Origin of the sequence: Xanthomonas sp. Leaf148, assembly GCF_001423585.1 — a bacterium.
Lineage (GTDB): Bacteria > Pseudomonadota > Gammaproteobacteria > Xanthomonadales > Xanthomonadaceae > Xanthomonas.
Map to the genome: position 1 here is coordinate 1,622,933 of NZ_LMOP01000008.1, position 21,607 is coordinate 1,644,539.

At 65.3% G+C, this 21,607-nt stretch carries 18 protein-coding genes and 1 other RNA gene; 14 read left to right on the forward strand and 5 right to left on the reverse strand.

Annotation, left to right across the window (positions count from 1 at the left end; translation table 11 throughout):
• Positions 1 to 309: 309 nt before the first annotated feature.
• Positions 310 to 1,218, reverse strand: a complete 909-nt coding sequence (gene rlmJ / locus ASF90_RS11380; RefSeq protein WP_055849804.1) for a 23S rRNA (adenine(2030)-N(6))-methyltransferase RlmJ — start codon at positions 1,216 to 1,218, stop codon at positions 310 to 312.
• 204 nt (positions 1,219 to 1,422) lie between these two features.
• Between rlmJ and creB the strand changes: the two genes are divergently transcribed.
• Together creB and creC are read left to right on the forward strand one after the other, a co-directional pair.
• Entirely contained in the window at positions 1,423 to 2,127 is a 705-nt protein-coding gene (gene creB, locus ASF90_RS11385) for a two-component system response regulator CreB (protein WP_193552624.1), read from the forward strand.
• Between the two features lie 49 nt (positions 2,128 to 2,176).
• Complete coding sequence (gene creC, locus ASF90_RS11390) at positions 2,177 to 3,625, forward strand: two-component system sensor histidine kinase CreC (RefSeq protein ID WP_055849806.1); 1,449 nt, start codon at positions 2,177 to 2,179, stop codon at positions 3,623 to 3,625.
• 4 nt (positions 3,626 to 3,629) lie between these two features.
• Here creC and ASF90_RS22145 read toward each other — a convergent pair.
• A non-coding RNA gene (locus ASF90_RS22145) (sX9 sRNA) lies at positions 3,630 to 3,700 on the reverse strand.
• Positions 3,701 to 3,904: 204 nt separating this feature from the next.
• Positions 3,905 to 4,717, reverse strand: coding sequence for a C1 family peptidase (locus ASF90_RS11395; RefSeq protein WP_055849808.1), 813 nt, complete (start codon positions 4,715 to 4,717; stop codon positions 3,905 to 3,907).
• Between the two features lie 442 nt (positions 4,718 to 5,159).
• Between ASF90_RS11395 and creD the strand changes: the two genes are divergently transcribed.
• The 7 genes from creD to ASF90_RS11430 all read left to right on the forward strand — a co-directional run bounded on the left by creD (position 5,160) and on the right by ASF90_RS11430 (position 11,958).
• Positions 5,160 to 6,479, forward strand: a complete 1,320-nt coding sequence (creD, locus tag ASF90_RS11400) for a cell envelope integrity protein CreD (RefSeq protein WP_055849810.1) — start codon at positions 5,160 to 5,162, stop codon at positions 6,477 to 6,479.
• 7 nt (positions 6,480 to 6,486) lie between these two features.
• Complete coding sequence (locus ASF90_RS11405; protein ID WP_055849811.1) at positions 6,487 to 6,909, forward strand: hypothetical protein; 423 nt, start codon at positions 6,487 to 6,489, stop codon at positions 6,907 to 6,909.
• 51 nt (positions 6,910 to 6,960) lie between these two features.
• Positions 6,961 to 7,563, forward strand: coding sequence for a GNAT family N-acetyltransferase (locus ASF90_RS11410; RefSeq protein ID WP_055850404.1), 603 nt, complete (start codon positions 6,961 to 6,963; stop codon positions 7,561 to 7,563).
• Positions 7,564 to 7,633: 70 nt separating this feature from the next.
• Complete coding sequence (locus ASF90_RS11415) at positions 7,634 to 8,530, forward strand: carbon-nitrogen hydrolase family protein (protein WP_055849812.1); 897 nt, start codon at positions 7,634 to 7,636, stop codon at positions 8,528 to 8,530.
• Positions 8,531 to 8,686: 156 nt separating this feature from the next.
• A complete protein-coding gene (locus tag ASF90_RS11420) occupies positions 8,687 to 9,778 on the forward strand; it encodes a DUF3616 domain-containing protein (protein WP_055849814.1) in 1,092 nt (363 codons plus the stop codon).
• Between the two features lie 244 nt (positions 9,779 to 10,022).
• Entirely contained in the window at positions 10,023 to 11,426 is a 1,404-nt protein-coding gene (gltX, locus tag ASF90_RS11425) for a glutamate--tRNA ligase (RefSeq protein WP_055849818.1), read from the forward strand.
• Between the two features lie 13 nt (positions 11,427 to 11,439).
• On the forward strand, positions 11,440 to 11,958 hold the full coding sequence (locus ASF90_RS11430; RefSeq protein ID WP_055849820.1) for a transcriptional repressor: 519 nt from the start codon (positions 11,440 to 11,442) through the stop codon (positions 11,956 to 11,958).
• A gap of 490 nt (positions 11,959 to 12,448) precedes the next feature.
• Here ASF90_RS11430 and ASF90_RS11435 read toward each other — a convergent pair whose 3' ends face one another.
• A complete protein-coding gene (locus tag ASF90_RS11435) occupies positions 12,449 to 13,069 on the reverse strand; it encodes a TetR/AcrR family transcriptional regulator (RefSeq protein WP_055849822.1) in 621 nt (206 codons plus the stop codon).
• Between the two features lie 126 nt (positions 13,070 to 13,195).
• Here ASF90_RS11435 and ASF90_RS11440 point away from each other — a divergent pair, with 126 nt between their 5' ends.
• The 4 genes from ASF90_RS11440 to ASF90_RS11455 are packed head-to-tail and all read left to right on the forward strand — an operon-like array spanning position 13,196 to position 19,728.
• On the forward strand, positions 13,196 to 14,395 hold the full coding sequence (locus ASF90_RS11440) for an efflux RND transporter periplasmic adaptor subunit (RefSeq protein WP_055849824.1): 1,200 nt from the start codon (positions 13,196 to 13,198) through the stop codon (positions 14,393 to 14,395).
• A gap of 15 nt (positions 14,396 to 14,410) precedes the next feature.
• A complete protein-coding gene (locus ASF90_RS11445) occupies positions 14,411 to 17,557 on the forward strand; it encodes an efflux RND transporter permease subunit (RefSeq protein ID WP_055849826.1) in 3,147 nt (1,048 codons plus the stop codon).
• Between the two features lies 1 nt (position 17,558).
• On the forward strand, positions 17,559 to 19,046 hold the full coding sequence (locus tag ASF90_RS11450; RefSeq protein ID WP_055849827.1) for an efflux transporter outer membrane subunit: 1,488 nt from the start codon (positions 17,559 to 17,561) through the stop codon (positions 19,044 to 19,046).
• Positions 19,047 to 19,053: 7 nt separating this feature from the next.
• Complete coding sequence (locus tag ASF90_RS11455; RefSeq protein ID WP_055850406.1) at positions 19,054 to 19,728, forward strand: TetR/AcrR family transcriptional regulator; 675 nt, start codon at positions 19,054 to 19,056, stop codon at positions 19,726 to 19,728.
• Between the two features lie 92 nt (positions 19,729 to 19,820).
• Here ASF90_RS11455 and ASF90_RS11460 read toward each other — a convergent pair whose 3' ends face one another.
• On the reverse strand, positions 19,821 to 20,720 hold the full coding sequence (locus tag ASF90_RS11460) for a LysR family transcriptional regulator (protein ID WP_055849830.1): 900 nt from the start codon (positions 20,718 to 20,720) through the stop codon (positions 19,821 to 19,823).
• A gap of 340 nt (positions 20,721 to 21,060) precedes the next feature.
• Here ASF90_RS11460 and ASF90_RS11465 point away from each other — a divergent pair, with 340 nt between their 5' ends.
• Positions 21,061 to 21,567: a cupin domain-containing protein gene (locus tag ASF90_RS11465; protein ID WP_055849832.1), complete on the forward strand. Its 507-nt coding sequence runs from the start codon at positions 21,061 to 21,063 to the stop codon at positions 21,565 to 21,567.
• Positions 21,568 to 21,607 lie beyond the last annotated feature (40 nt).

The window sequence follows — 21,607 nt, forward strand, 5'->3', positions numbered from 1 at the left end:
GTGCTTCCCAGACAACTGTAACGAGCGGAGCCGTGAGCCGGTCGTGAGCTTGCCCGCACGCGATCACCCCCGCCGTTGCCGCCTGTTGGCGGGGCTGGATGGCGGCCTGCTGGATTGATAGCGACTGTTTGAGACCAGGCCCGGCGGTCGCGCCAAGGCCCTGCCTCATGCCAGTGCCAATGCCAGGCTGCTGCGGCCGTCAGCCAGCCAGCAGCCGATGCGCACTGACGCCGGTGCAAGGCACACCGTGCGACGTGTGCAATCGCCGCAACTGCGGCCAGGCGAACGCTCCACAAGTTGCCGGGCGTATCAGGCGTCCTGGCGCAGCCATTCCAGCCGCGTGGAAGCGCCAAGTTCGCCAAGATGCTTCTTGAGCACCGGTAATGCCGGTGCCAGCACCTTGTCGAATTGCCAGGGCGCATTGACGATCAACAACCCGCTGCCGGTCAGGCGCAGCGGCGAGTCGTCCGGGCGCACCTGCAACTCGGCCACCAGCACCGACTTGGCCGGCAACGTGGCCGCTTTGCGCATGAACGGCTGCAGGCTGCGACGCAGCTTGATCGGGTACCACACCATGCAGATCGCCTGCGGCCAGCGCGCCAACGTCTCACGCACGCTATGGATGATCTGCTGGTATTCGGCGTCCTGCGACTCGTACGGCGGGTCGATCAGCACCAGCCCGCGGCCGATCTTGGTGTCGCCGGCGCGCGGCGGCAAAAATGCGCGGATGGCCGCATAGCCGTCGCCGGCATGCACGCGCACGCGGCTGTCCTTGGCGAACAGGGTCTTGAGCGCCTCCGCCTCGTCCGGCTGCAATTCGCAGAACGCCATGCGGTCCTGCTCGCGCAGGGCCTGCGCGGCCAGCAGCGGCGAGCCGGGGTAATGGTTGAGCTGGATGCCGGCGGTGGGGCGGGCCGGCTTCTGCCCGGGTACGGCGGGGCGGGCGACGGTCTGGTTGTCTGCCTGCACCGCACGCAGATAGCGCTCGACCACTTCCGGCAAGGTGGACTCGGCCATCAGCCGCATCACGCCGGCATCGGCCTCGTTGGTCTTGCGGCTTTCTTCGCCACCGAGCTGGTAGCGGCCGCGCCCGGCGTGGGTGTCGAGCACGAAGAACGGGGTGTCCTTGCGCTTGAGGGTGTCGATCAGCGCCAGCAAGGCGATGTGCTTGAGCACGTCGGCATGGTTGCCGGCATGGAAGGCGTGGCGATAGTTCATCGGGGAAGTGTAGAGCGTGCGCGGCCCTTTGCGCTGCGCGCGGGTGCGCGGGGTGGCGGGATGCACTAGCGGTATGGGCTTGAGGGCGTGGCGCCGGGCGCGCGCAGCTACCCCGGCCATCTGTTGCCAACGTCTGTCGCCGACGCTTGCGTGCGTGCCACGGCCTGGCAGCGTGCGCGCTATGGGCCGCGCCGGCATGCGGCTATGCTGCGCGCCATGTCCGACTCTCCCGCCCGCGTGCTCGTCGTCGAAGACGAAGCCGCCATCGCCGATACCGTGCTCTACGCGCTGCGTAGCGAAGGCTATGCGGCGGAACATTGCCTGCTGGGCCGCGACGCGCTGGCGCGGCTGCGTGCCGACCCGGCCGATGTGGTGGTGCTGGACGTGGGCCTGCCGGACATCAACGGCTTCGAGGTGTGCCGCAGCCTGCGCAGTTTCAGCGAGGTGCCGGTGATCTTCCTGACCGCGCGCAACGACGAGATCGACCGCGTGCTCGGGCTGGAGCTGGGCGCCGACGATTACATGGCCAAGCCGTTCTCCCCGCGCGAGCTGGTGGCGCGGGTGCGCGCACGTCTGCGCCGCCGCAGCGTGGCAGCAGTGGCCGAACCGGGTTGGCAGCCGCATGGCGCGTTCGCGATCGACCGCGACGGCAGCCGCATCCGCTACGGCGATGCCTTGTTGCCGCTGACCCGTTACGAATACGCGTTGCTGGCTGCGTTGCTGCAACGCCCGGGTGCGATCCTGAGCCGTGCGCAGTTGATGGATCGCGGCTGGGATGCCAGCGCCGACAGCGCCGATCGCACCGTCGACACCCATATCAAGACGCTACGCGGCAAGCTGCGCCTGGCCGGCGTGCCGGCCGACCCGATTCGCACCCATCGTGGCCTTGGCTACGCCCTGGAGCTGTAGCCGATGGATGGGCGTGTGTGTGGTGCGTTGAACCGAGTGGGGTGCTGACATGCGGCTTGGTCTCAAGCTGTTTCTGGGCTTCTTCCTGATCGTGGGCCTGGCCGCGTTCTTCGTGATGCGGGTGTTCGTCAACGAGGTCAAACCCGGCGTGCGTCAAGCGATGGAATCCACGCTGGTGGATGCGGCCAACGTGCTTGCAGAAATGGCCAGCAGCGACCTGGCCGCCGGGCACATCGTCGACGGCCGCTTTGCGCGCAACCTGGCGCAGGCGCAGCAGCGCGACCCCAAGGCCTGGGTGTGGCGCTTCCGCAAGAACAATGTGGATTACCGCGTCACCGTGACCGATGCGCGCGGGGTGGTGGTATTCGATTCGCTGGGCCGCGATGTGGGCCGCGACAACTCGCGTTGGAACGATGTCTACCGCACCTTGCGTGGCGAATACGGCGCGCGTTCCAGCCCGGAACTCGATGGCGACCCTAAAGCCACCGTCATGCATGTGTCCGCACCGATCTACGCGCCCGACCAACCTGGCAAGTTGATCGGCGTGCTCACCCTGGCCCAGCCCAATCGCAGTATCGACCCGTTTATCGAAGCCAGCCAACGCAACATCCTGCAGCGCGGGGCCTGGTTGATCGGTATTTCCGCGTTGATCGGCATCCTGATGACCTGGTGGCTGATGCGCGGCATCGGCCGGCTCAACCGCTATGCGCAGGCCGTGAGCGCCGGCATCCCGGTGCCGCCACCCAAACCGCGCGGCGATGAAATCGGCGACCTCGGCCAGGCGTTGGAAACCATGCGCCGCAAGCTCGAAGGCAAGGCCTACGTCGAGCATTACGTGCAGTCGCTGACGCATGAAATGAAAAGCCCGTTGGCGGCGATCCGTGGTGCATCGGAGTTGTTGACCGAGCCGTTGCCGGAAGCCGATCGCCAGCATTTTGTCGCCAGCATCCGCGCGCAGGAACAACGGCTCACCGAAACCATCGACAAGCTGCTCGCGCTGGCTGAGGTGGAACAACACGGTCGGCTGCAGACGCGCGCGCGCATCGCTGTGAGCAGCGTGCTGCAAGCGGCGTTGGAGGCGGTTGCGCCGCGTGCCGCCGCAGCGGGTGTGCAGCTGGAGAGTGCCGCGCCGCCCGATTCGAGCGGCGAGCAGCACGTATCTGGCGATGGATTTTTGTTGCGTCAGGCGCTGATCAATCTGCTGGAAAATGCGATTGCATTTTCGCCGCAGGGCAGCAGTGTGCAGTTGCGTGCGCACATACATGCAGGGCACTGGCAGCTGTCGGTCGAAGACCGGGGCAGCGGGGTGCCGGACTACGCCATCGAACGCGTCTTCGAGCGCTTTTACTCGTTGGCGCGGCCGCAGACCGGGCAACGCAGCTCCGGCCTCGGCTTGCCGTTCGTGCGCGAGGTGGCGCGTTTGCACGATGGCGATGTGGCGCTGGGTAATCGCGAGGGTGGCGGTGCGATTGCGACCTTGCGGCTGCCGATCGGCTAAGCGCGGCTGACACAACGTCGCGAGCAGTTGTCAGATGAGTGTGGACGGCGCGCTCAGATCCGGAGAGAGGGCCATGCCGCATCGGCCGCGCCCGTCTGGCGGTGACGCCGGCATGTTGTTGGCCGCTCTTGGTATTGGGTGGAGCTTGTGCAGCAGTAGGACGCCGAGAACGCACCATCGCTGCACGAAATGCGGCATGCGGCATGTGGAACACGGCATGCACCAGCGCGCATGCCGTATCCGTATCAGCCGCACATCGCAGTGCGCTTCCGCGGTGCGCTAGTGCACCACGTCGGCGGCGGTGACGTCCTTGGCCACCACCGACCAGGACAGCTTGCCAAAGCCTTTGTTGCCCCACTCGGTGCCCCAGCTGTTTTCGACGATCAGCCCTTCGCTGTCGTAACCCAGCGCGATCACCGCGTGCCCGCCCAGGATCGGGGTCTTGATGTCGTAGTCGACCTGATTCTTGGGTGTGAGGTCTTCAAAACCCTGCCGCACATAGAAGCCGATGGCGACCGGCGTGGACGAGGCCAGCGCCAGTTTGATCTGCTCGATCAGGGCGCGCCCGCCATCGCCGTTGCCCGCATACAGCACGGTGTATTTCCGGTAGGGCGTGGGGTTTTTGGCGGCGTTGGCGCGGTCGGCGGCGGTGGGTGGGTTCTTCCAGTTGTAGTTGCCCCACGAATAATGCTGCTCGGTAGCGATGCCTTGCGCCAGCGCAACTTCCAGCGGGGCTTCCAGCGTGGAGCCGTCATCGACGCCACCGTTGACCTGGCTATAGAGATACATCGGGGCAAAGCGGGTTTGCGCCTGTTTGCTGGCATTGGCGTACCAGCCGGTCAAGGTGTGCGCGGTGGCCCACGACGCACACGATCCCACCTGTCCCTGATCGCCCGGCGTGATCGCCCAGGCGGTCAGGTCCACCGAGGCGGGAAGGGATTTGGCCGCGCTCGCGGTTCCGAATAGCGGGGTGACCGGCTGCATCAACGACGATGGCTTCAAACCCATTCCGTGCGTTGCCGCCTGCGCTGCGGCGGAGGACAGGCTCAGGGCGGCGAGCACGCAAAGCGCAAGTGAACATTGCTTGTTCATGGAAGACAGACTCCAGGGAGTAGAGGAATGCAGTCGTGCGCACTGTTGGAACCACGGCCGGCAAGCGGGCACACGGGTGGGACGACACCGATGCGGTGCACGCAGAAAAAAGGAAAGAGACGCCGAAGACCGACAAAACCAGAAAGCCGTAAGCGAAATAACTCAGGAAAAGATGGGATGGCCCTGAAGTGCGTAGCTGCGTGCTCATCCTTGCGCCTGGCGCGAAAGAACGCGGCGGTGATGCGAAGTGTCATCACTGAAACGGAAGCGTGCACTGGGCCTGCGTTGCACTTTTAAAGCGTGAAAACGCGATTTCCTGACTGGGTCACAGTGCCGGCCGCCGCGCGTGCAGAGGCGGCACTTCACATTCGCTTCAAATTCACCTCAAACCCTGGACACCTTGGCCTTGCACCCTGACCACCTCCCAGAATGAGGATGGCCGATGAAATCCCTGAAACTGTTGTTGCGGTTCGCCACCATCGGCGGACTGATCCTGTTGTTGCTGATTCCCTTGTTGCTGATTCGCGGCACCGTGCAGGACCGTGCGCAGTACCGCGACCAGGCGGTGGAGCGGGTGGCGCAGAGCAAGGCCGGCGAGCAGCAGTTCATCGCACCGGTGCGGGTGTTGCCGTACACCGAAGATGTGCAGGTCACCGAGCCGGACGAGGAGGGCAAGTCGCACAAGGTCTGGCGCAAGCGCGATGGGCAGCTGCTGCAGACCCCGCGCACGCTCAACCTGAGCGGCGAGTTGCTGCCGTCCGAGCGCAAGATCGGCCTGTTCCGCGTGCAGGTGTATTCGTGGAAGGCCAAGCTCAAGGCCGAATTCGACCCGCTCGAGTATCCGGCCGTGGCCGGGCGCAGCTATGGTCAGCCGCATCTGGCCGTGGGCATTTCGGACGTACGTGGTTTGGTCGGCACGCCAACGCTGCGGGTGGACGGCCGCACCCTGACGCTGGAAAGCGGCGCTGGCGGCCTCGCATCGCGCTCGGCCGGCATTCACGCCGATCTGCAGCCCTTGGGCGATCCGCTGGCCGGCAAGCTGGTCGACGGCAATGCAGTGGACATGGCATTCGTGCTGGATGGCACGCGCAGTCTGACCATCGCGCCGATTGCCGACAATAACGACATCGCGCTGCGTTCGGCCTGGCCGCATCCGTTGTTCGGTGGGCGCTTTCTGCCGAATGCGCCGACCATCAGCGAGCGTGGCTTCGATGCGAGCTGGTCGCTGTCGTCGCTGGCAACCGGTGCGCAGACGCAGTTGCAGTCGTCGCAGTCGTCGCTGGATACGCTGGAAGTGCGTCTGGTCGACCCGGTGGACGTGTATACCCAGGCCGATCGCGCCAGCAAATACGGCATCCTGTTCGTCGTGCTGACCTTTGTGGCGTTCGTGTTGTTCGAGCTGATCAAGCGCTTGCCGATCCATCCGTTGCAATACCTGCTGGTCGGCCTGGCGCTGGCGATCTTCTTCCTGTTGCTGCTGAGCCTTTCCGAGCACATCGCGTTCTGGCAGGCGTATCTGGTGTCGGCGGCGGCGTGTATCGGCCTGCAGTTCTTCTATCTGTCCGGGGTGTTGCGGAGCTGGGTACGCGCTGCCGGGTTCTCGGTGATGCTGACGGCGTTGTATGGCGTGCTCTATAGCCTGCTGGTCTCGGAAGACAACTCGCTGCTGATGGGGTCGTTGCTGCTGTTCGGCATCCTGGCCAGCATCATGTGGGTGACGCGTAAGGTCGATTGGTACGAGCTTGGCAACAGCCTGCGCTGAGGTCGACATGCGCGTGCATGCACAGGTGTACCGGCGGGCGCAGCGTTTGCTGCCCGCCGGAATCGACACGGTGGCGCTGCTTCCCGCAGCGCCACTGTCGCAATGGGAAGGCTCGCCGCTGTCGGCGTTGCCGCTGGCGCGCGAGGGCCGCCGTGGGGTGATCGGTATGCGCCTGCATGCGCGCACGGCGCAGGCCTTGCGTGTGGATGGATGCAGTTTCTTGCAGGCGTCGCGGCAGCAGCAGGCGCCGGCACCGGACGCACGTGTGCGCGGCTACGGGCCGTGGCAGCGCTTGAGTAACGGCAGTTACTGGGCGCGCAGTACCGATGCGCTGCTTGGGGTGCTGGTGGCCCAGGAAGAAGCGGCGGTGTGGTTGGTGTGGCAACAGCCCGGCAACGCGGCCCAACGCCATGACGGTTGGCTGCGCTGAGCCGCGGCAGTGCAGCAGCGCAATGCGGCCAGGCTCGCTTACCATGGCCGCATGACCGGCACCTCCCTGATCGTTGAAACAGTCCACGGCAACGCGGTGTTGCCGCATCTGGATGCGGTAGCGCAGTTGCGCATCGCGGTGTTCCGCGCATGGCCGTATCTGTACGACGGCGATGCCGACTACGAACGCGACTATCTGGCTGCCTATGCCGCTTCGCCCGATAGCGTGTTCGTCCTGGCGCGCGATGGCGTTGCGGTCATCGGCGCGTCTACCGGGTTGCCGTTACTCGACGACAGCGACGCTTTCCACACGCCATTCATCGCCGCCGGCATCGACCCGGCCAGCGTGTTTTATTTCGGCGAGTCGGTGTTGTTGCCGGCGTATCGCGGGCAGGGCATTGGCCATGCCTTCTTCGACAGGCGCGAGGCGCATGCCCGCGCATTGGGCCGCTTTACGCTCGCCGCGTTCTGCTCGGTGGAACGTGCAGCGGACGACCCGCGCAAACCTGCCGACTATCGCCCCAACGATGTGTTCTGGCGCAAGCGCGGTTACGCGCCGCAGCCGGGTATGCAGGTGCGGCTGGAGTGGGCGGAGTTGCAACATGGGCAGATCGACCACAGCTTGAGTGTGTGGACGCGCGCGCTGAAACCTTGAGCGTGGTGAAGTCGATTGCGTTGTTGCGCACGTTTTACGTCGCTATAGAGCCGTTAAAGGAAGCTTGCCGATGAATGCTCCGCTCACCATTGCCGTTGCCAAATATCCGATCGGCAAACCCGTGGATTTCGCAGCCTTCGCCGCGCGCATGTCGGCACTGATCGGCGAGGCTGCGGCTGCCGGCGCGCGGGTGGCGGTGCTGCCGGAATATCTGTCGTTGGAGCTGGCGGCCACGTTCGGCACGCAGGTGTCGGCCGGCCTGCCTGAGTCGTTGGCGGCCATCCAGGCGCTGCGAACGGCGTGGCTGGAGCTGTTTGCCGGCCTGGCGCGGCAGCACCGGTTGCATCTGATTGCCGGGAGTTTTCTGCTGGATCTGGGCCAGGGCCGCTATCGCAATCGCAGCGACTGGTTCACGCCCGACGGCGGCCACGGCTGGCAGGACAAGCTGCAACTGACCGGGTTTGAAAAAGCCACCGGGCTGATCGAGCCGGGCGATGCATTGAAGGTGTTCGCGCTGGACGGCGTACGTGCGGCGATTGCGATCTGCTACGACAGCGAATTTCCGTTGCCGGTGCGCGCGCAGTATGAAGCCGGCGCGCGCCTGTTGATCGTGCCCAGTTGTACCGACACTGCCGCCGGCGCCACCCGCGTGCGGGTCGGGTGTCTGGCGCGCGCACTGGAAAACCGCATGTTCGTCGCGCAATCGGTCACCGCCGGTGAGGCGCCCTGGAGCCCCGCGCTGGACATCAACACCGGCGAGGCGGCGGTGTTTGCACCGATGGATGTGGGCTTTCCCGCCGACGGCGTGTTGGCGCAAACCGATGCAGACACCGTCTGGGCGTATGCCGCGCTGGACTTCGATGCGTTCGAAGCCAGCCGCGCCCACGCGCAGGTGGCCAACGACCGCGATTGGTCGGGGCAGTTGGCGCCGGAAGTGGCGCGTGCCAAGCTGGCCGCGTTCGATTGACCAAGAACGATTGATCCCCTGCTCGCATCGTACGCAGGCGCGGAGGTTGCACACGCGGCGGGTGCGCTCAGCACCTGCCGCCGCATGCAGCGACCGCGCAGCTACGTGCGCAGGCCTTCAATCGCCCAACTTCGCAACACCACCCACCAGGTTCCCATGGCCAAGAAAACCCTGATTCCGCACAGCGTCCGGCTGGAGTTCGCACCCGGCGCGCTGGTGCACAGCAATCTGTCCGGCGCGGCGTTTACCGACGACTGGCTGTGGGTGGCCGGCGACGAAGCCTGCGCGGTGGATCGCCTGCGCAAGCTGCAGCCTACCCAGCGCGAGACGCTGCGCTTCGGCGAAGGCCAGAGTTTCCCACTGGCCGAGCTGCTGGATCTTCCGGGGGAGGACGCAGAAGAAGCCGACCTGGAAGGCATGGGCCTGTCGGACGGCTATCTCTGGGTGATCGGCTCGCATGGCTTGAAGCGCAAGAACGCCAAGCCCGGCCGCGACGATGCCGACAACGCCAAACGCCTGACCAAACTCAAGCTCGACGCCAACCGCCGCCTGCTGGCTTGTCTGCCGATCGAGTCCGATGCCGATGGCACGCCACGGCTGGTGCGCGAGGCTGCCGATGGCCGCCGCGCGCTGCGGCTCAAGGGCGACGCCAAGCACAACCAGCTCACCGAACTGCTGGCCGACGATGCGCATTTTGGCCCGTTTTTGAAGATTCCCGGCAAGGACAATGGCTTCGATATCGAAGGCATCGTGGCCGACGGCAAGCGCCTGCTGCTTGGCCTACGCGGGCCGGTGCTGCGCGGCTGGTCGGCGCTGCTGGAAATCCAGGTGGAAGCGCATGGCGACCATCTGCGCCTGGCGCCGCTGGACGACGACGGCACGCTGCTGCGCAAGCACTTCCTGCAACTTGGCGGGCTGGGCATCCGCGATCTGCATTATTCCGGCGATGATCTGTACCTGCTGGCCGGCCCCACGATGGTGTTGAACGGCGAGATCCGCCTGTTCAAATGGCCGGACGCACGCACCGTGCTGGCCGCCAACCGCGAGCCGGTGCGCTTTCAGCATGCCTTGCTGGAATCGGCGGTGCTGCCGCATGGCAAGGACAGCGACCGCGCCGAAGCCATCTGCAACCTGCCGCCGCAGCTGGCCGGCAAGGTTCCCAGCTGGCTGGTGCTGTACGACGCGCCCGGCCCGGCGCGCAGCGATGGCGAATGCGTGGTGTACGGCGACTTGTTGCGCAATCGCTGAGCCAGGCCCGACCCCGGCCGCAGCGTGCAGTGCGCAGCCGGCGGTCGAGCTTCAAGGCTCTGATCGCAGCGCAGACGCGAGCGGCTGAAGGCGTTGCGCTGCAAGGGCACGGGCGTGCCGGCACCGCCGTCGATACGCGACGCGGCGTCGCTGCGGCCCCCGACATCACCGCCGCTGCACCCGGCCGGGCAGGGCCACGCTGCGCAAGGTAAAATCGGCGCACTCCCGTTTCGCCGAGCGCTCCATGACCTGCCGCACCCGCTTTGCTCCCAGCCCCACCGGTTACCTGCACATCGGCGGCGCCCGCACCGCCCTGTATTGCTGGTTGGAGGCGCGCCACCGCGGCGGCGAGTTCGTGCTGCGCATCGAAGACACCGACCGCGAACGCAGCACCCAGGCGGCTATCGACGCCATCCTGGAGGCGATGGACTGGTTGGGCCTGGGCTACGACGAAGGCCCGATCTACCAGACCCAGCGCATCGCCCGCTATCAAAAGGTGGCCGAGCAGCTGCTGGCGCAGGGCAAGGCCTATTACGCCTACGAAAGCCGCGAAGAGCTCGACGCCATGCGCGAGGCCGCGATGGCCAAGCAGGAAAAACCGCGCTACAACGGCGCCGCGCGCGAGCAGCAGCTGCCGTACCGCGACGACCCCAACCGGGTGATCCGCTTCAAGAACCCGGTCGGCGGCACGGTGGTGTTCGACGACCTGATCAAGGGCCGTATCGAGATCGCCAACAGCGAGCTCGACGACATGGTGATCTTCCGCCCGGACGGCTTCCCCACCTATAACTTTGCGGTGGTGGTGGACGATTGGGACATGGGCATCACCGAGGTGATCCGCGGCGACGACCACATCAACAACACCCCGCGCCAGATCAACATCTATGAAGCACTGGGCGCGCCGGTGCCCAAGTTCGCGCACATGCCGATGATCCTGGACGAGCAGGGCGCCAAGCTGTCCAAGCGCACCGGCGCGGCCGATGTCATGCAGTACAAGGACGCCGGCTACCTGCCGCATGCGCTGATCAATTACCTGGCCCGTCTGGGCTGGTCGCATGGCGACCAGGAGTTGTTCAGCCAGCAGGAACTGCTGGACCTGTTCGACGTCAAGGACGTCAACTCCAAGGCTGCCCGCCTGGACATGGCCAAGCTCGGTTGGGTCAACCAGCATTATCTGAAGACCGACGACCCGGCCAGCATCGCGCCGCAGCTGGAATATCAGCTCGCCAAGCTTGGTCTGGACATCGCCGCCGGCCCGGCCGCTGCCGATGTGGTGGTGGCGTTGCGCGAGCGCGTGCAGACGCTGAAGGAAATGGCCGAAAAGGCCGTGGTCTGGTACCAGCCGCTGGAAACCTACGACGAAGCGGCGGTGATCAAGCACCTGAAGCTCGGCGCCGAAGTGCCGCTGGGCAAGGCGCGCGAGATGCTGGCGGCGCTGAGCGAGTGGAGCGTGGAGAGCGTGTCGGCGGCGCTGCACGAGGCCGCCGCAGCGCTGGAACTGGGCATGGGCAAGGTCGCCCAGCCGCTGCGGGTGGCCATCACCGGCACCCAGGTCAGCCCGGACATTTCGCAGACGGTGTACCTGGCCGGTCGCGAGGGTGCCTTGAAACGCATCGATGCGGCACTCATCAAGATTGGAGCGGCCTGACGCCGGAGCCTGTATGACCAAGCACACGCACACCCAAACGCACGACCAGGACCATGCCTGCACAGCCCCGCATCATCACGTGGACGATGCCAACAGCTTCGTGCGCGCGGTGGAGCGCGCCTGCAGCGAGCGCGGCCTGCGGCTGACGCCGATCCGCGCCAACGTCCTGCGGCTGATCGCCGATGCCGGCAAACCGGTCAAGGCGTACGAACTGCTGGACTGGGTGCGCGAAGGCAAGGGCGTGGGCGCCGATGCCCCGCCTACGGTGTACCGCGCGCTGGATTTTTTGATGGCCAATGGCTTTGTGCACAAGCTCGAATCGGTCAACGCCTTCGTCGCCTGCCACCACCCCAACAGCGCCCAGCATTCGGTGCCGTTTTTGATCTGCGACCGCTGCCATAGCGCCGTGGAACTAGAAGACCGTGAGGTGGTGGCGCAACTGGAAGCCCGCGCCAAGGCGCTGGGATTCCAGCCGCAGGCGCAGACGCTGGAAGTGCATGGCCTGTGCGCCAAGTGCGCGGTGGCGGAGTAAGCCCCCCGCCAGCTCGCGCAACGCGCGGCTTCGGCACGCCTGCGGCGCGATGCCATGGCTGCAGTGTGCGTAGGGATGCAGTGAGGGGGCAGCAGCGCGCAGATGGTTGAATGCGGCAGATCACCGGTTCCGATGCCGCCAAGTGGCGGCACCATGCATGTCGTTGCGTGGTACAGCAATGCGTTGATGGCCCGCCGCGTTCAAGCCAGCGGGTCATCGATCATCGGTCAGTGAGTGCTGGCTTTTCCGATGCCTGACCTGCGCGCCACGTCACCGACATTTCAATCCCGCTACGGCGCATGGAGTTCACGCAGCGCCTCCAGGCCGGGTTGAAACAGCGCGTTCGTTGCGCCGGTTCCATGCCTGATCGCGCTGACGGCGCGGTCATTTCAGTGTTGAACCACCACACAAGCCAATGCACGCGTGATGCGCCCGCCTGCGCAGGTGATGGTGCGCGCAGCACAAACCGCAACGGCGCGGATGCAGCGCTTTAGGCCGTCTTGCCCGCCTCGCAGCCATACGCCGCCAGAAACATCTCCACCGCGCGTTGCGTGGCGTCGCGCAGATACTCGGGCGACGGATCTTTCAGCGCGCCGAACAGGCAGGGCATCAGCGTTTCCGCTTCAAACAGGGCGCCCAGTTGGCGTGCGGCCAACGACGCATCGGTACGCCGCATCAGGCCACGGTCGATCTGCAGTTGCAGAAAGTCGGCGACGCGCTGCATGCCTTCTTCCGGACCGGCATTGAAGAACAGCGCGCCGACTTCCGAGCGGCCGGAGACGCCGATGATGGTCTGCCAGATGGTGATCGAGGAGGGGGCGCACAGGAAGGTGAGGATGTCCTCGCCAAAACGCTGCAAGGCCACGGCAATGGGGCCGCTGCTCTGTGACAGCGCATCCAGCAAGGGGTCGATGTAGCTGTCGGACATGTCTTTGGCAAACGCAACGAACAGCTCTTCCTTGGACGGGAAATAGCCGTACAGCGTGCGCTTGGAGCCGCCGACCCGGGCCGCGATCTGCGACATCGACGCCCCTTCGAAGCCCAGTTCGAGGAATACCTCGCTGGCAGCCTGAATGATGGCGTCGCGTTTTGCTTCGGTTCTGACCCGCATCCCGTCCTCCTGCTAATTCATAAGTATACCAACTGGGCAGAAATGCTTGACGCCCACGGTTGAGCTTATTAGGATACCGAACCGTACCGTTTATATTTTTAATCGCGCGTCTTCGGAGACCTTCTCGTGCGTTCTCAAGCCTCTTACCGCCTGCCGTTGTTTGCTGTTGCCGCCACCGTCCTGCTCAGCGCCTGCGGCAGCCCGCCGGGCGGACCACCGCCAGAAGAGGGCACTCCCGAGATGGCGGTGCTGACCGTCAAGCAGCAGCCGGTACCGCTGACCACCGCGCTGCCGGGGCGCACCGTGCCGTACCTGATCGCCGAAATCCGGCCGCAGGTAGGCGGCATCGTGCAGTCGCGCCAGTTCACCGAAGGCGGCGACGTCAAGGCCGGGCAGACGCTGTACCAGATCGATCCGGCGACCTACCGCGCCAGCTACGCCAGCGCCCAGGCCACCTTGGCCAGGGCGCAGGCCAATCTGCGCACCGCCAGGCTCAAGGCCGAGCGCTACACCGAGCTGGCGCAGATCAAGGCGATCAGCCAGCAGGAAGGCGACGACACCGACGCGGCGCTAGGCCAGGCCGAGGCTGACGTGGCCGCCGGCAAGGCCAGCGTGGAGACCGCGCGTATCAACCTGGCGTTCGCCCGTCTGGACGCCCCGATCTCCGGCCGCATCGGCCGCTCCAGCGTCACGCCGGGCGCGTTGGTGACCGCCAATCAGGCCACCGCGCTGACCACCATCCAGCAGCTGGACCCGATCTATATCGACGTCACCCAGCCCAGCGTGGCGGTGTTGCGGCTGAAGCAGGCGATGGCGCGCGGCGACCTGGAAAAGGCCGGCGAGGGCGCGGCCAAAGTGTCGCTGCTGCTGGAAGACGGCAGCCGCTATCCGTTGCAGGGCCAGCTGGCGTTCTCCGATGTCACCGTGGACCAGAACACCGGCTCGATCACCCTGCGCGCGGTGTTCCCCAACCCCAACGCGGATCTGCTGCCGGGCATGTACGTGCGCGCAGTGCTGCAGGAAGGCGTCAAGCAACAGGGCGTGCTGGTGCCGCAGCAGGCGGTCTCGCGCAATGGTGCCGGCAAGCCGACCGTCTTCGTGGTCGGCGCCGACCACAAGTTGCAGTTGCGCGTGCTGGACACCGACCGCGAAGTCGGCGACCAGTGGCTGGTGCGCAGCGGCCTGAAGCCCGGCGAACAGGTGGTGGTCGAAGGCGCTTCGCGTGCGCGCGACGGCATCCAGGTCAAGACCGTGCCATGGCAACCAAAGCGCAGCGACGCTGCGGCCGCGCCATCTGCGCCCAGCACGCCGCGTGCGGCAAATTAAGGCGGATCACACGACATGGCACGCTTTTTCATCGACCGTCCGATTTTTGCGTGGGTGTTGGCCATCATCGTGATGCTGGCCGGCATCCTGTCCATCGCCACCTTGCCGATTGCGCAATACCCCAGCATCGCGCCGCCCGCCGTCGCCATTACCGCCAATTATCCGGGCGCCTCGGCGCAGACGCTGGAAGACACCGTCACCCAGGTCATCGAGCAGAAGATGAAGGGGCTGGACCATCTCAGCTACATGGCCTCCACCAGCGAATCCAGCGGTGCGGTGACCATTACGCTGACCTTCGACAACGGTACCGACCCGGATACCGCGCAAGTGCAGGTGCAAAACAAGTTGTCGCTGGCCACGCCGTTGCTGCCGCAGGAAGTGCAGCAGCAGGGTGTGACGGTGACCAAGTCGGCCACCAATTTCCTCAACGTGCTGGCCTTTACCTCCGAAGACGGCAGCATGAGCGACTCGGACCTGTCCGATTACGTGGCAGCCAACGTGCAGGAAACCATCAGCCGTGTCGAAGGCGTGGGCGACACCACGTTGTTCGGTTCGCAATACGCCATGCGCGTCTGGCTGGACCCGGACAAGCTGAGCAATTTCAATCTCACCCCGGTGGATGTGCGCACTGCCATCCAGGCGCAGAACGCACAGGTGTCGGCCGGCCAGCTCGGCGCGTTGCCGGCGGTGGCCAACCAGCAACTCAATGCCACCATCACCGCGCAGACCCGGCTCAAGACCGCCGAGCAATTCGAAAACATCCTGCTGCGCACGCAGGCCGATGGCGCGCAGGTGCGGCTGCGCGATGTGGCACGTATCGAACTGGGTAGCGAAAGCTACAACACGGTGGGCCGTTATAACGGCAAGCCGGCCGCAGGTCTGGCGATCAAGCTGGCCACCGGTGCGAATGCGCTGGATACGGTGCGCGCCATCGACAAAAGCCTGGAAGAACAGGAGAAATTCTTCCCGCCGGGCATGAAGGTGCAAAAGCCGTACGACACCACGCCGTTCGTGCGCATCTCCATCGAGCAGGTGGTGCGCACCTTGATCGAAGCGGTAGTGCTGGTGTTCCTGGTGATGTATCTGTTCTTGCAGAACTTCCGCGCGACCTTGATTCCGACCATTGCGGTGCCGGTGGTGTTGCTGGGCACCTTCGGCGTACTCGCCGTCTTCGGTTTCACCATCAATACGCTGACCATGTTCGCGATGGTGCTGGCGATCGGCCTGCTGGTGGACGATGCCATCGTGGTGGTGGAAAACGTCGAGCGCGTGATGGGTGAGGAGCAGTTGTCGCCCAAGGACGCCACACGCAAATCGATGGACCAGATTTCCGGTGCGCTGGTCGGTGTTGCGCTGGTGCTGGCGGCGGTGTTCGTGCCGATGGCGTTCTTCGGCGGCTCCACCGGGGTGATCTACCGCCAGTTCTCGATCACGATTGTCTCGGCGATGACCTTGTCGGTGCTGGTGGCGATGATCCTGACCCCGGCCTTGTGCGCCAGCTTGCTCAAGCCGGTGCACAAAGGCCATGGCATGGCCACTACCGGCTTTTTCGGCTGGTTCAACCGCGTATTCGATCGCGGCAATCACCGCTATCAAGGCGTGGTGCGGCACATGCTTGGCAAGGGCTGGCGTTACATGCTGGCCTATGCGGTGTTGCTGGCGCTGGTGGTGTTCGGTTTCATGAAGTTGCCGGTGGGCTTTTTGCCGGACGAGGACCAGGGCACGTTGTTCGTGCTGGTGCAGTTGCCGCCCGGTGCTACCGATACGCGGACCAACGAGGTGCTCAAACAGGTGGAGCATCACTTCCTGGTCGATCAGAAGGATTCGGTGTCAGGCGTGTTTGCGGTGTCCGGTTTCAGCTTTGCCGGCACCGGGCAGAACGTGGGGTTTGCCTTCGTCAAACTGCGTCCGTGGGACGAGCGTACCGGCAAGGGCCAGAGCGTCACCGACGTGGCCGGCAAGGCCGGCGCTTTTTTCGCCAGCATCCGCGATGCCAGGGTGTTTGCGTTTGCGCCGCCGGCGGTGTCGGAGTTGGGCAATGCCACCGGCTTCGATCTGATGCTGCAGGACCGCGCAAATCTGGGCCATGACGCCTTGATGCAGGCGCGCAATCAGTTGCTGGCCGAGCTGTCGCAGGACAAACGCCTGGTGGCGGTGCGCCCGAACGGGCAGGAAGATACGCCCGAGTTCAAGCTGGAGATCGACCCGCACCGTGCGCAGGCGATGGGGGTGTCGATCGCCGACATCAACAACACCTTCGCCAGTGCGTGGGGCAGCGTGTACGTCAACGACTTCATCGACAAGGGACGGGTCAAGAAGGTGATGCTGCAGGCCGACGCGCCTTACCGTATGAACCCGCAGGACGTCGACCGCTGGTTCGTGCGCAACAGCGCCGGCACCATGGTGCCGTTCAATGCCTTCGCGACTGCCAGCTGGCAATCGGGCTCGCCGCGGCTGGAGCGTTACAACAGCGTGCCGTCGGTGGAGATCCTGGGCATGGCGCTGCCCGGCGCGGCGTCCAGTGGCGAAGCGATGCAGATCGTGGAAGCGGCGGCGGCCAAATTGCCGCCGGGCATCGGCTTCGAGTGGACCGGGTTGTCGCGGCAGGAAAAATCCTCCACCGGCCAGACCGGCCTGTTGTACGGCCTGTCGATCCTGATCGTGTTCCTGTGTCTGGCCGCGTTGTACGAAAGCTGGGCGATTCCGTTCTCGGTGATTCTGGTGGTGCCGCTGGGCGTGTTCGGCACGCTGCTGGGCGCGATACTGACCTGGAAAATGAATGACGTGTACTTCCAGGTGGGGTTGTTGACCACCATTGGCCTGGCATCGAAAAACGCGATCCTGATCGTGGAGTTTGCCAAAGAGCTGCACGAGAGCGGCAAGAGCCTGATCGAGTCGGCGCTGGAAGCGGCGCGCATGCGTTTGCGGCCGATCCTGATGACATCGCTGGCCTTCATCCTGGGCGTGGTGCCGTTGGTGCTCGGCAGCGGTGCCGGTGCCGGTGCGCAGCATGCGCTGGGCACGGCGGTGATCGGCGGCATGTTGTCCGGCACGGTGCTGGCGATCTTTTTCGTACCGCTGTTCTTCGTGCTGGTCAGCGGGTTATTCAAGCGCCGCGCGCAACCTGCCACGCCCGCTACTCCGCAACCGACAGGACACTGACATGACACCGATTCGCATGACACTTGCCGCGATCGCGGTGGCCAGCGTGCTGTCTGGCTGCACCATGATGCCGCGCTACACCCGCCCAGACGCGCCGGTGCCGGACCACTTTGCCGGTGGCGGTTCCACCACAACGCCCGATGCCGCTGCAACCGAACAGGCGCGCAGCGTGGCCGATATCGGCTGGCGCGAGGTCTTCACCGACCCCGCGTTACAGCAGGTGATCGCGCTGGCGCTGCAAAACAACCGCGACCTGCGCGTGGCCGCACTCAATATCGAAGTGGCGCGTGCGCAATACCGGGTGCAGCGCGCTGCATTGGTACCGGCCATCGATGGCACCGGTACCTCCAACAATGCGCGCACACCGTCCGAACTGGCCATCCCAGGGCAGCCGGCGGTGTTCCGCACCTACAGCGGTAACGTCGGCATCAGCGCCTACGAACTGGATCTGTTCGGGCGCGTGCGCAGCCTCAAGGAGCAGGCGCTGCAACAATTTCTATCCACCGCCGAAGCGCGCCGCAGCACGCATATCAGCCTGGTCGCCGAAGTCGCCACCGCCTATCTGACCCTGGCCGCCGATCAGGCATCGCTGCAGCTGGCGCAGTCCACCTTGAGCAGCCAAAGCGATAGCTATCGCCTGCAGCAACGCAGTTTTGAGCTGGGTGTGGCCTCGCAGCTCACCTTGCGTCAGGCGCAAACCACGGTGGAAACCGCACGCGTGGATGTGGAGCGCTATACCGCGCAGGTGGCGCAGGATCGCAATGCCCTGGTGCTGCTGGTCGGCACGCAGATGCCGGACGCCTTGTTGCCGCGCGCGTTACCCGATGGTGCCAGTGTGGACGGCAACGTGCTGGCCAGCGTGCCGGCAGGAGTGTCCTCGCAGTTGTTGCAACGTCGCCCGGACATCCTGGAGGCCGAGCGCAACCTGCGCGCGGCCAATGCCAACATCGGTGCAGCGCGTGCGGCGTTTTTCCCCAGCATCAGCCTCACCGGCTCGTTGGGCTCATCCAGCAGCAGCCTGTCGAACCTGTTCGATTCGGGCACCCGCGCCTGGAGCTTCGTGCCGTCGCTGACCTTGCCGATCTTCAACGCCGGGCGCAATCGCGCCAACCTGGACATGGCCAAGGCCAATCGCGATATCGAAGTGGCCCGCTACGAAAAATCCATCCAGAGCGCGTTCCGCGAAGTGTCCGACGCGCTTGCGCAACGCGACACGCTGGGCCGGCAATTGCAGGCCCAGCAGGCATTGGTCGATGCAACTGCCGATAGCTATCGGTTGTCGCAGGCGCGTTTCGAGCGCGGTATCGATAGTTATCTGCAGGCGCTGGATGCGCAGCGCTCGCTGTACAGCGCACAGCAGACCTTGATCGGCACGCAGTTGTCGCGCTTCACCAATCTGGTGACGTTCTACAAGGCGATGGGCGGCGGCTGGTTACAGACCGCAGAACCGGAGATGGCCAGCGTCGCGACAGCGCAGCCCCGTGGGTGACGCCAGCCTGTCCGGTGATACGCCGCCACGTGCGCGTTCGCTATCCGGCAAACGTAGCGCGATCCTGGCGGCGGCGCGTGCGCTGTTTCAACATGACGGCTTCGACCGCACCAGCATGGACAGCATTGCCCGCCATGCGCTGGTGTCCAAGGCCACGGTGTACGCGTATTTCGCTTCCAAGGAGGTGTTGTTCCGCACCACGCTCGAAACGTTGGCGCATGCCCCGCGCAGTCATTGGGACGTGCTGCTGCAGGCGCGTGGTCCATTGGATCAGCGCCTGATTGCCGTTGCCAATGCGCTACTAAACGTTGCAAGCCGCAGTGCGCCGGACGATACCGCCTACGGGCTGGTGCGACCGCCGCTAGTGCCCAGCCAGATGCGCGAGGAGATGTGGATGCTGTGCTTCGAGCGCTACGACCGCATGATGCACTCGCTGTTGGCGCGTGAGGTGGACAAAAGTGCGTTGGCGATCGACAACCTGCCGGACGCATCGGGGCATTTCTTCGGGCTGATGACCGGGCTGCCGGCCAATGCGGCGTCACGCGAGACGGCATCGCATGACCGCGCCTTACAGCAAGCGGCCTATATCAGCGGCGCGGTGTCGCTGTTCTTGCGTGCCTATCGTCCGGTGGCGGCACATCCGACGGCGCAACGTAAACGCGAGACGCCCAGCGGGTTTTAGCAGCGATCCCGCGTAGCAGCATGCCTGGGCGCGATGGGCGGTTGCGGGAAGGCTTCGTCGCGCGCACGCATGCTCCTATCGAAACGTGCTTATCAGCGCGTCAGACCTTGCCGTAGCGCATCGATCACCACGCGCAATGCCGCCGAGGACTGACGGCGGCTGGGGTAATAGGCGTAATAGCCCTCGAATGGCTCGCACCAGTCCTCCAGCACGCGGCGCAGCTGGCCGGCGGCGATGTGCTCCAGCACCATGGATTCCGGCAGATACGCGATACCCGCGCCGGCCAATGCGGCGCGCAACATCGCACTGCTGCTGTTGAAGGTCCATTGCCCGTCCACGCGCACCTTGACCTCGCGCCCGGCGTTGTCGAACTCCCAGGCCAGCAACCCACCGTGGGTGGGCAGGCGCAGGCCGATGCAGTTGTGCTGCGCCAGATCGGCCGGAACGGCCGGGATGGTGTGATGCACGAAGTAGGTTGGCACCGCGACCACCGCCATGCGCTGCGGCGGGCTGATCGGCACTGCAATCATGTCCTTGGCCACCTGGTCGCCCAAGCGGATGCCGATGTCGTAGCGCTCGGCCACGATATCGGCCAGACCGTAATCCACGGTGACTTCGATCCTGAGGTCCGGGTAGTCGGGCAGCACTTTCGAAAGCGCCGGCCACACGTAGGCATCGGCGGCGTGGCCGGCGCTGGTGATGCGGATGGTGCCGGCCGGCTTGTCGCGGAAGTCGGTCAGCGCGGACAGCTCATCGTCGATCTCCTGCAGCCGCGGCGCCACCGTTTCGAACAGGCGCGCACCGGCTTCGGTCATTGAGACGCTACGCGTGGTGCGGGTCAGCAAGCGGATGCCCAAGCGCGTTTCCAGGGCACGCACGGTATGGCTCAACGCCGATTGCGAGACGCCCAGTTGCGCGGCAGCGCGGGTGAAGCTGCCTTCGCGCGCGACGGTGACGAAGACCTGCAGGTCGTTGAGGTTTTCCCGAGCCATTGCTGCCAGTGCCCGCTCCAGGCATGCGATTCATGCGGCCAGCATCATGCGCGATGGCGTGTGATGGCCTCAATGTCGTGGCGGCCCGCAGCGCAGGCGCATTGATGCGCTGCGTTTCTAGCTGCATGCAGATTTGCAGGGGGAGTGCAGGCGCGCATGCGCGCTACAGTGCAGGCAACCGGATGCGGGGCAGGGCGATGCTCTGCTGCCGACTGCCCTACCGATGCGGTTGCTGCTCGATCGCGCAGCAGCTGCTGGTTCGCTTCGATCTGAGTGGCGCCCTGCGCGTCGACTGGCAAGCGACCGCTACGTTGTTTCACTACGTTCAAGGAGTACTGCAATGAATCTGTTCGCAACTGCAATGTCGTTGTCGATGATGGCCGCTACCACCGCTCCGGGTGGTGAGGGGCAGGGTGGCGAGGAGCATGCGGGGCAGACGCAGGCACCGATCAAGGTAAGCCGTGCCGGCGGCGCGGCGTCGGCCGTGGGCCCGGCCGATTACTTCACCGGCAAGGTGCGTATCGATGCGCCGTTTCAGGCCGATGCCCCGGCACGTGTGGGCGGCGCCACGGTGACCTTCGAGCCGGGCGCGCGCACTGCGTGGCATACCCATCCGCTGGGGCAGACGCTCATCGTCACCGCCGGTGCGGGGCGGGTGCAGGAATGGGGCAAGCCGGCGCAGGAGATCCGCCCCGGCGACATCGTGTGGATTCCGCCGGGCGTCAAGCATTGGCACGGCGCAAACGCGACGGTGGCGATGTCGCACATTGCCATCGCAGAATCGGTGGATGGCTCGCCGGTGACCTGGCTCGAGCAGGTGACAGAGGCGCAGTACCAAGCCGATTGAGTAAGCAATCACGCTGCTGTGCTGGGTCTGCCGTTTTCGA

What these genes read in the sequence shown, in the direction of transcription:
- rlmJ (WP_055849804.1), bottom strand. Translation starts at nt 1,218, where the DNA reads ATGAACTATCGCCACGCCTTCCATGCCGGCAACCATGCCGACGTGCTC.
- creB (WP_193552624.1), top strand. Translation starts at nt 1,423, where the DNA reads ATGCTGCGCGCCATGTCCGACTCTCCCGCCCGCGTGCTCGTCGTCGAA.
- creC (WP_055849806.1), top strand. Translation starts at nt 2,177, where the DNA reads ATGCGGCTTGGTCTCAAGCTGTTTCTGGGCTTCTTCCTGATCGTGGGC.
- ASF90_RS11395 (WP_055849808.1), bottom strand. Translation starts at nt 4,717, where the DNA reads ATGAACAAGCAATGTTCACTTGCGCTTTGCGTGCTCGCCGCCCTGAGC.
- creD (WP_055849810.1), top strand. Translation starts at nt 5,160, where the DNA reads ATGAAATCCCTGAAACTGTTGTTGCGGTTCGCCACCATCGGCGGACTG.
- ASF90_RS11405 (WP_055849811.1), top strand. Translation starts at nt 6,487, where the DNA reads ATGCGCGTGCATGCACAGGTGTACCGGCGGGCGCAGCGTTTGCTGCCC.
- ASF90_RS11410 (WP_055850404.1), top strand. Translation starts at nt 6,961, where the DNA reads ATGACCGGCACCTCCCTGATCGTTGAAACAGTCCACGGCAACGCGGTG.
- ASF90_RS11415 (WP_055849812.1), top strand. Translation starts at nt 7,634, where the DNA reads ATGAATGCTCCGCTCACCATTGCCGTTGCCAAATATCCGATCGGCAAA.
- ASF90_RS11420 (WP_055849814.1), top strand. Translation starts at nt 8,687, where the DNA reads ATGGCCAAGAAAACCCTGATTCCGCACAGCGTCCGGCTGGAGTTCGCA.
- gltX (WP_055849818.1), top strand. Translation starts at nt 10,023, where the DNA reads ATGACCTGCCGCACCCGCTTTGCTCCCAGCCCCACCGGTTACCTGCAC.
- ASF90_RS11430 (WP_055849820.1), top strand. Translation starts at nt 11,440, where the DNA reads ATGACCAAGCACACGCACACCCAAACGCACGACCAGGACCATGCCTGC.
- ASF90_RS11435 (WP_055849822.1), bottom strand. Translation starts at nt 13,069, where the DNA reads ATGCGGGTCAGAACCGAAGCAAAACGCGACGCCATCATTCAGGCTGCC.
- ASF90_RS11445 (WP_055849826.1), top strand. Translation starts at nt 14,411, where the DNA reads ATGGCACGCTTTTTCATCGACCGTCCGATTTTTGCGTGGGTGTTGGCC.
- ASF90_RS11450 (WP_055849827.1), top strand. Translation starts at nt 17,559, where the DNA reads ATGACACCGATTCGCATGACACTTGCCGCGATCGCGGTGGCCAGCGTG.
- ASF90_RS11460 (WP_055849830.1), bottom strand. Translation starts at nt 20,720, where the DNA reads ATGGCTCGGGAAAACCTCAACGACCTGCAGGTCTTCGTCACCGTCGCG.
- ASF90_RS11465 (WP_055849832.1), top strand. Translation starts at nt 21,061, where the DNA reads ATGAATCTGTTCGCAACTGCAATGTCGTTGTCGATGATGGCCGCTACC.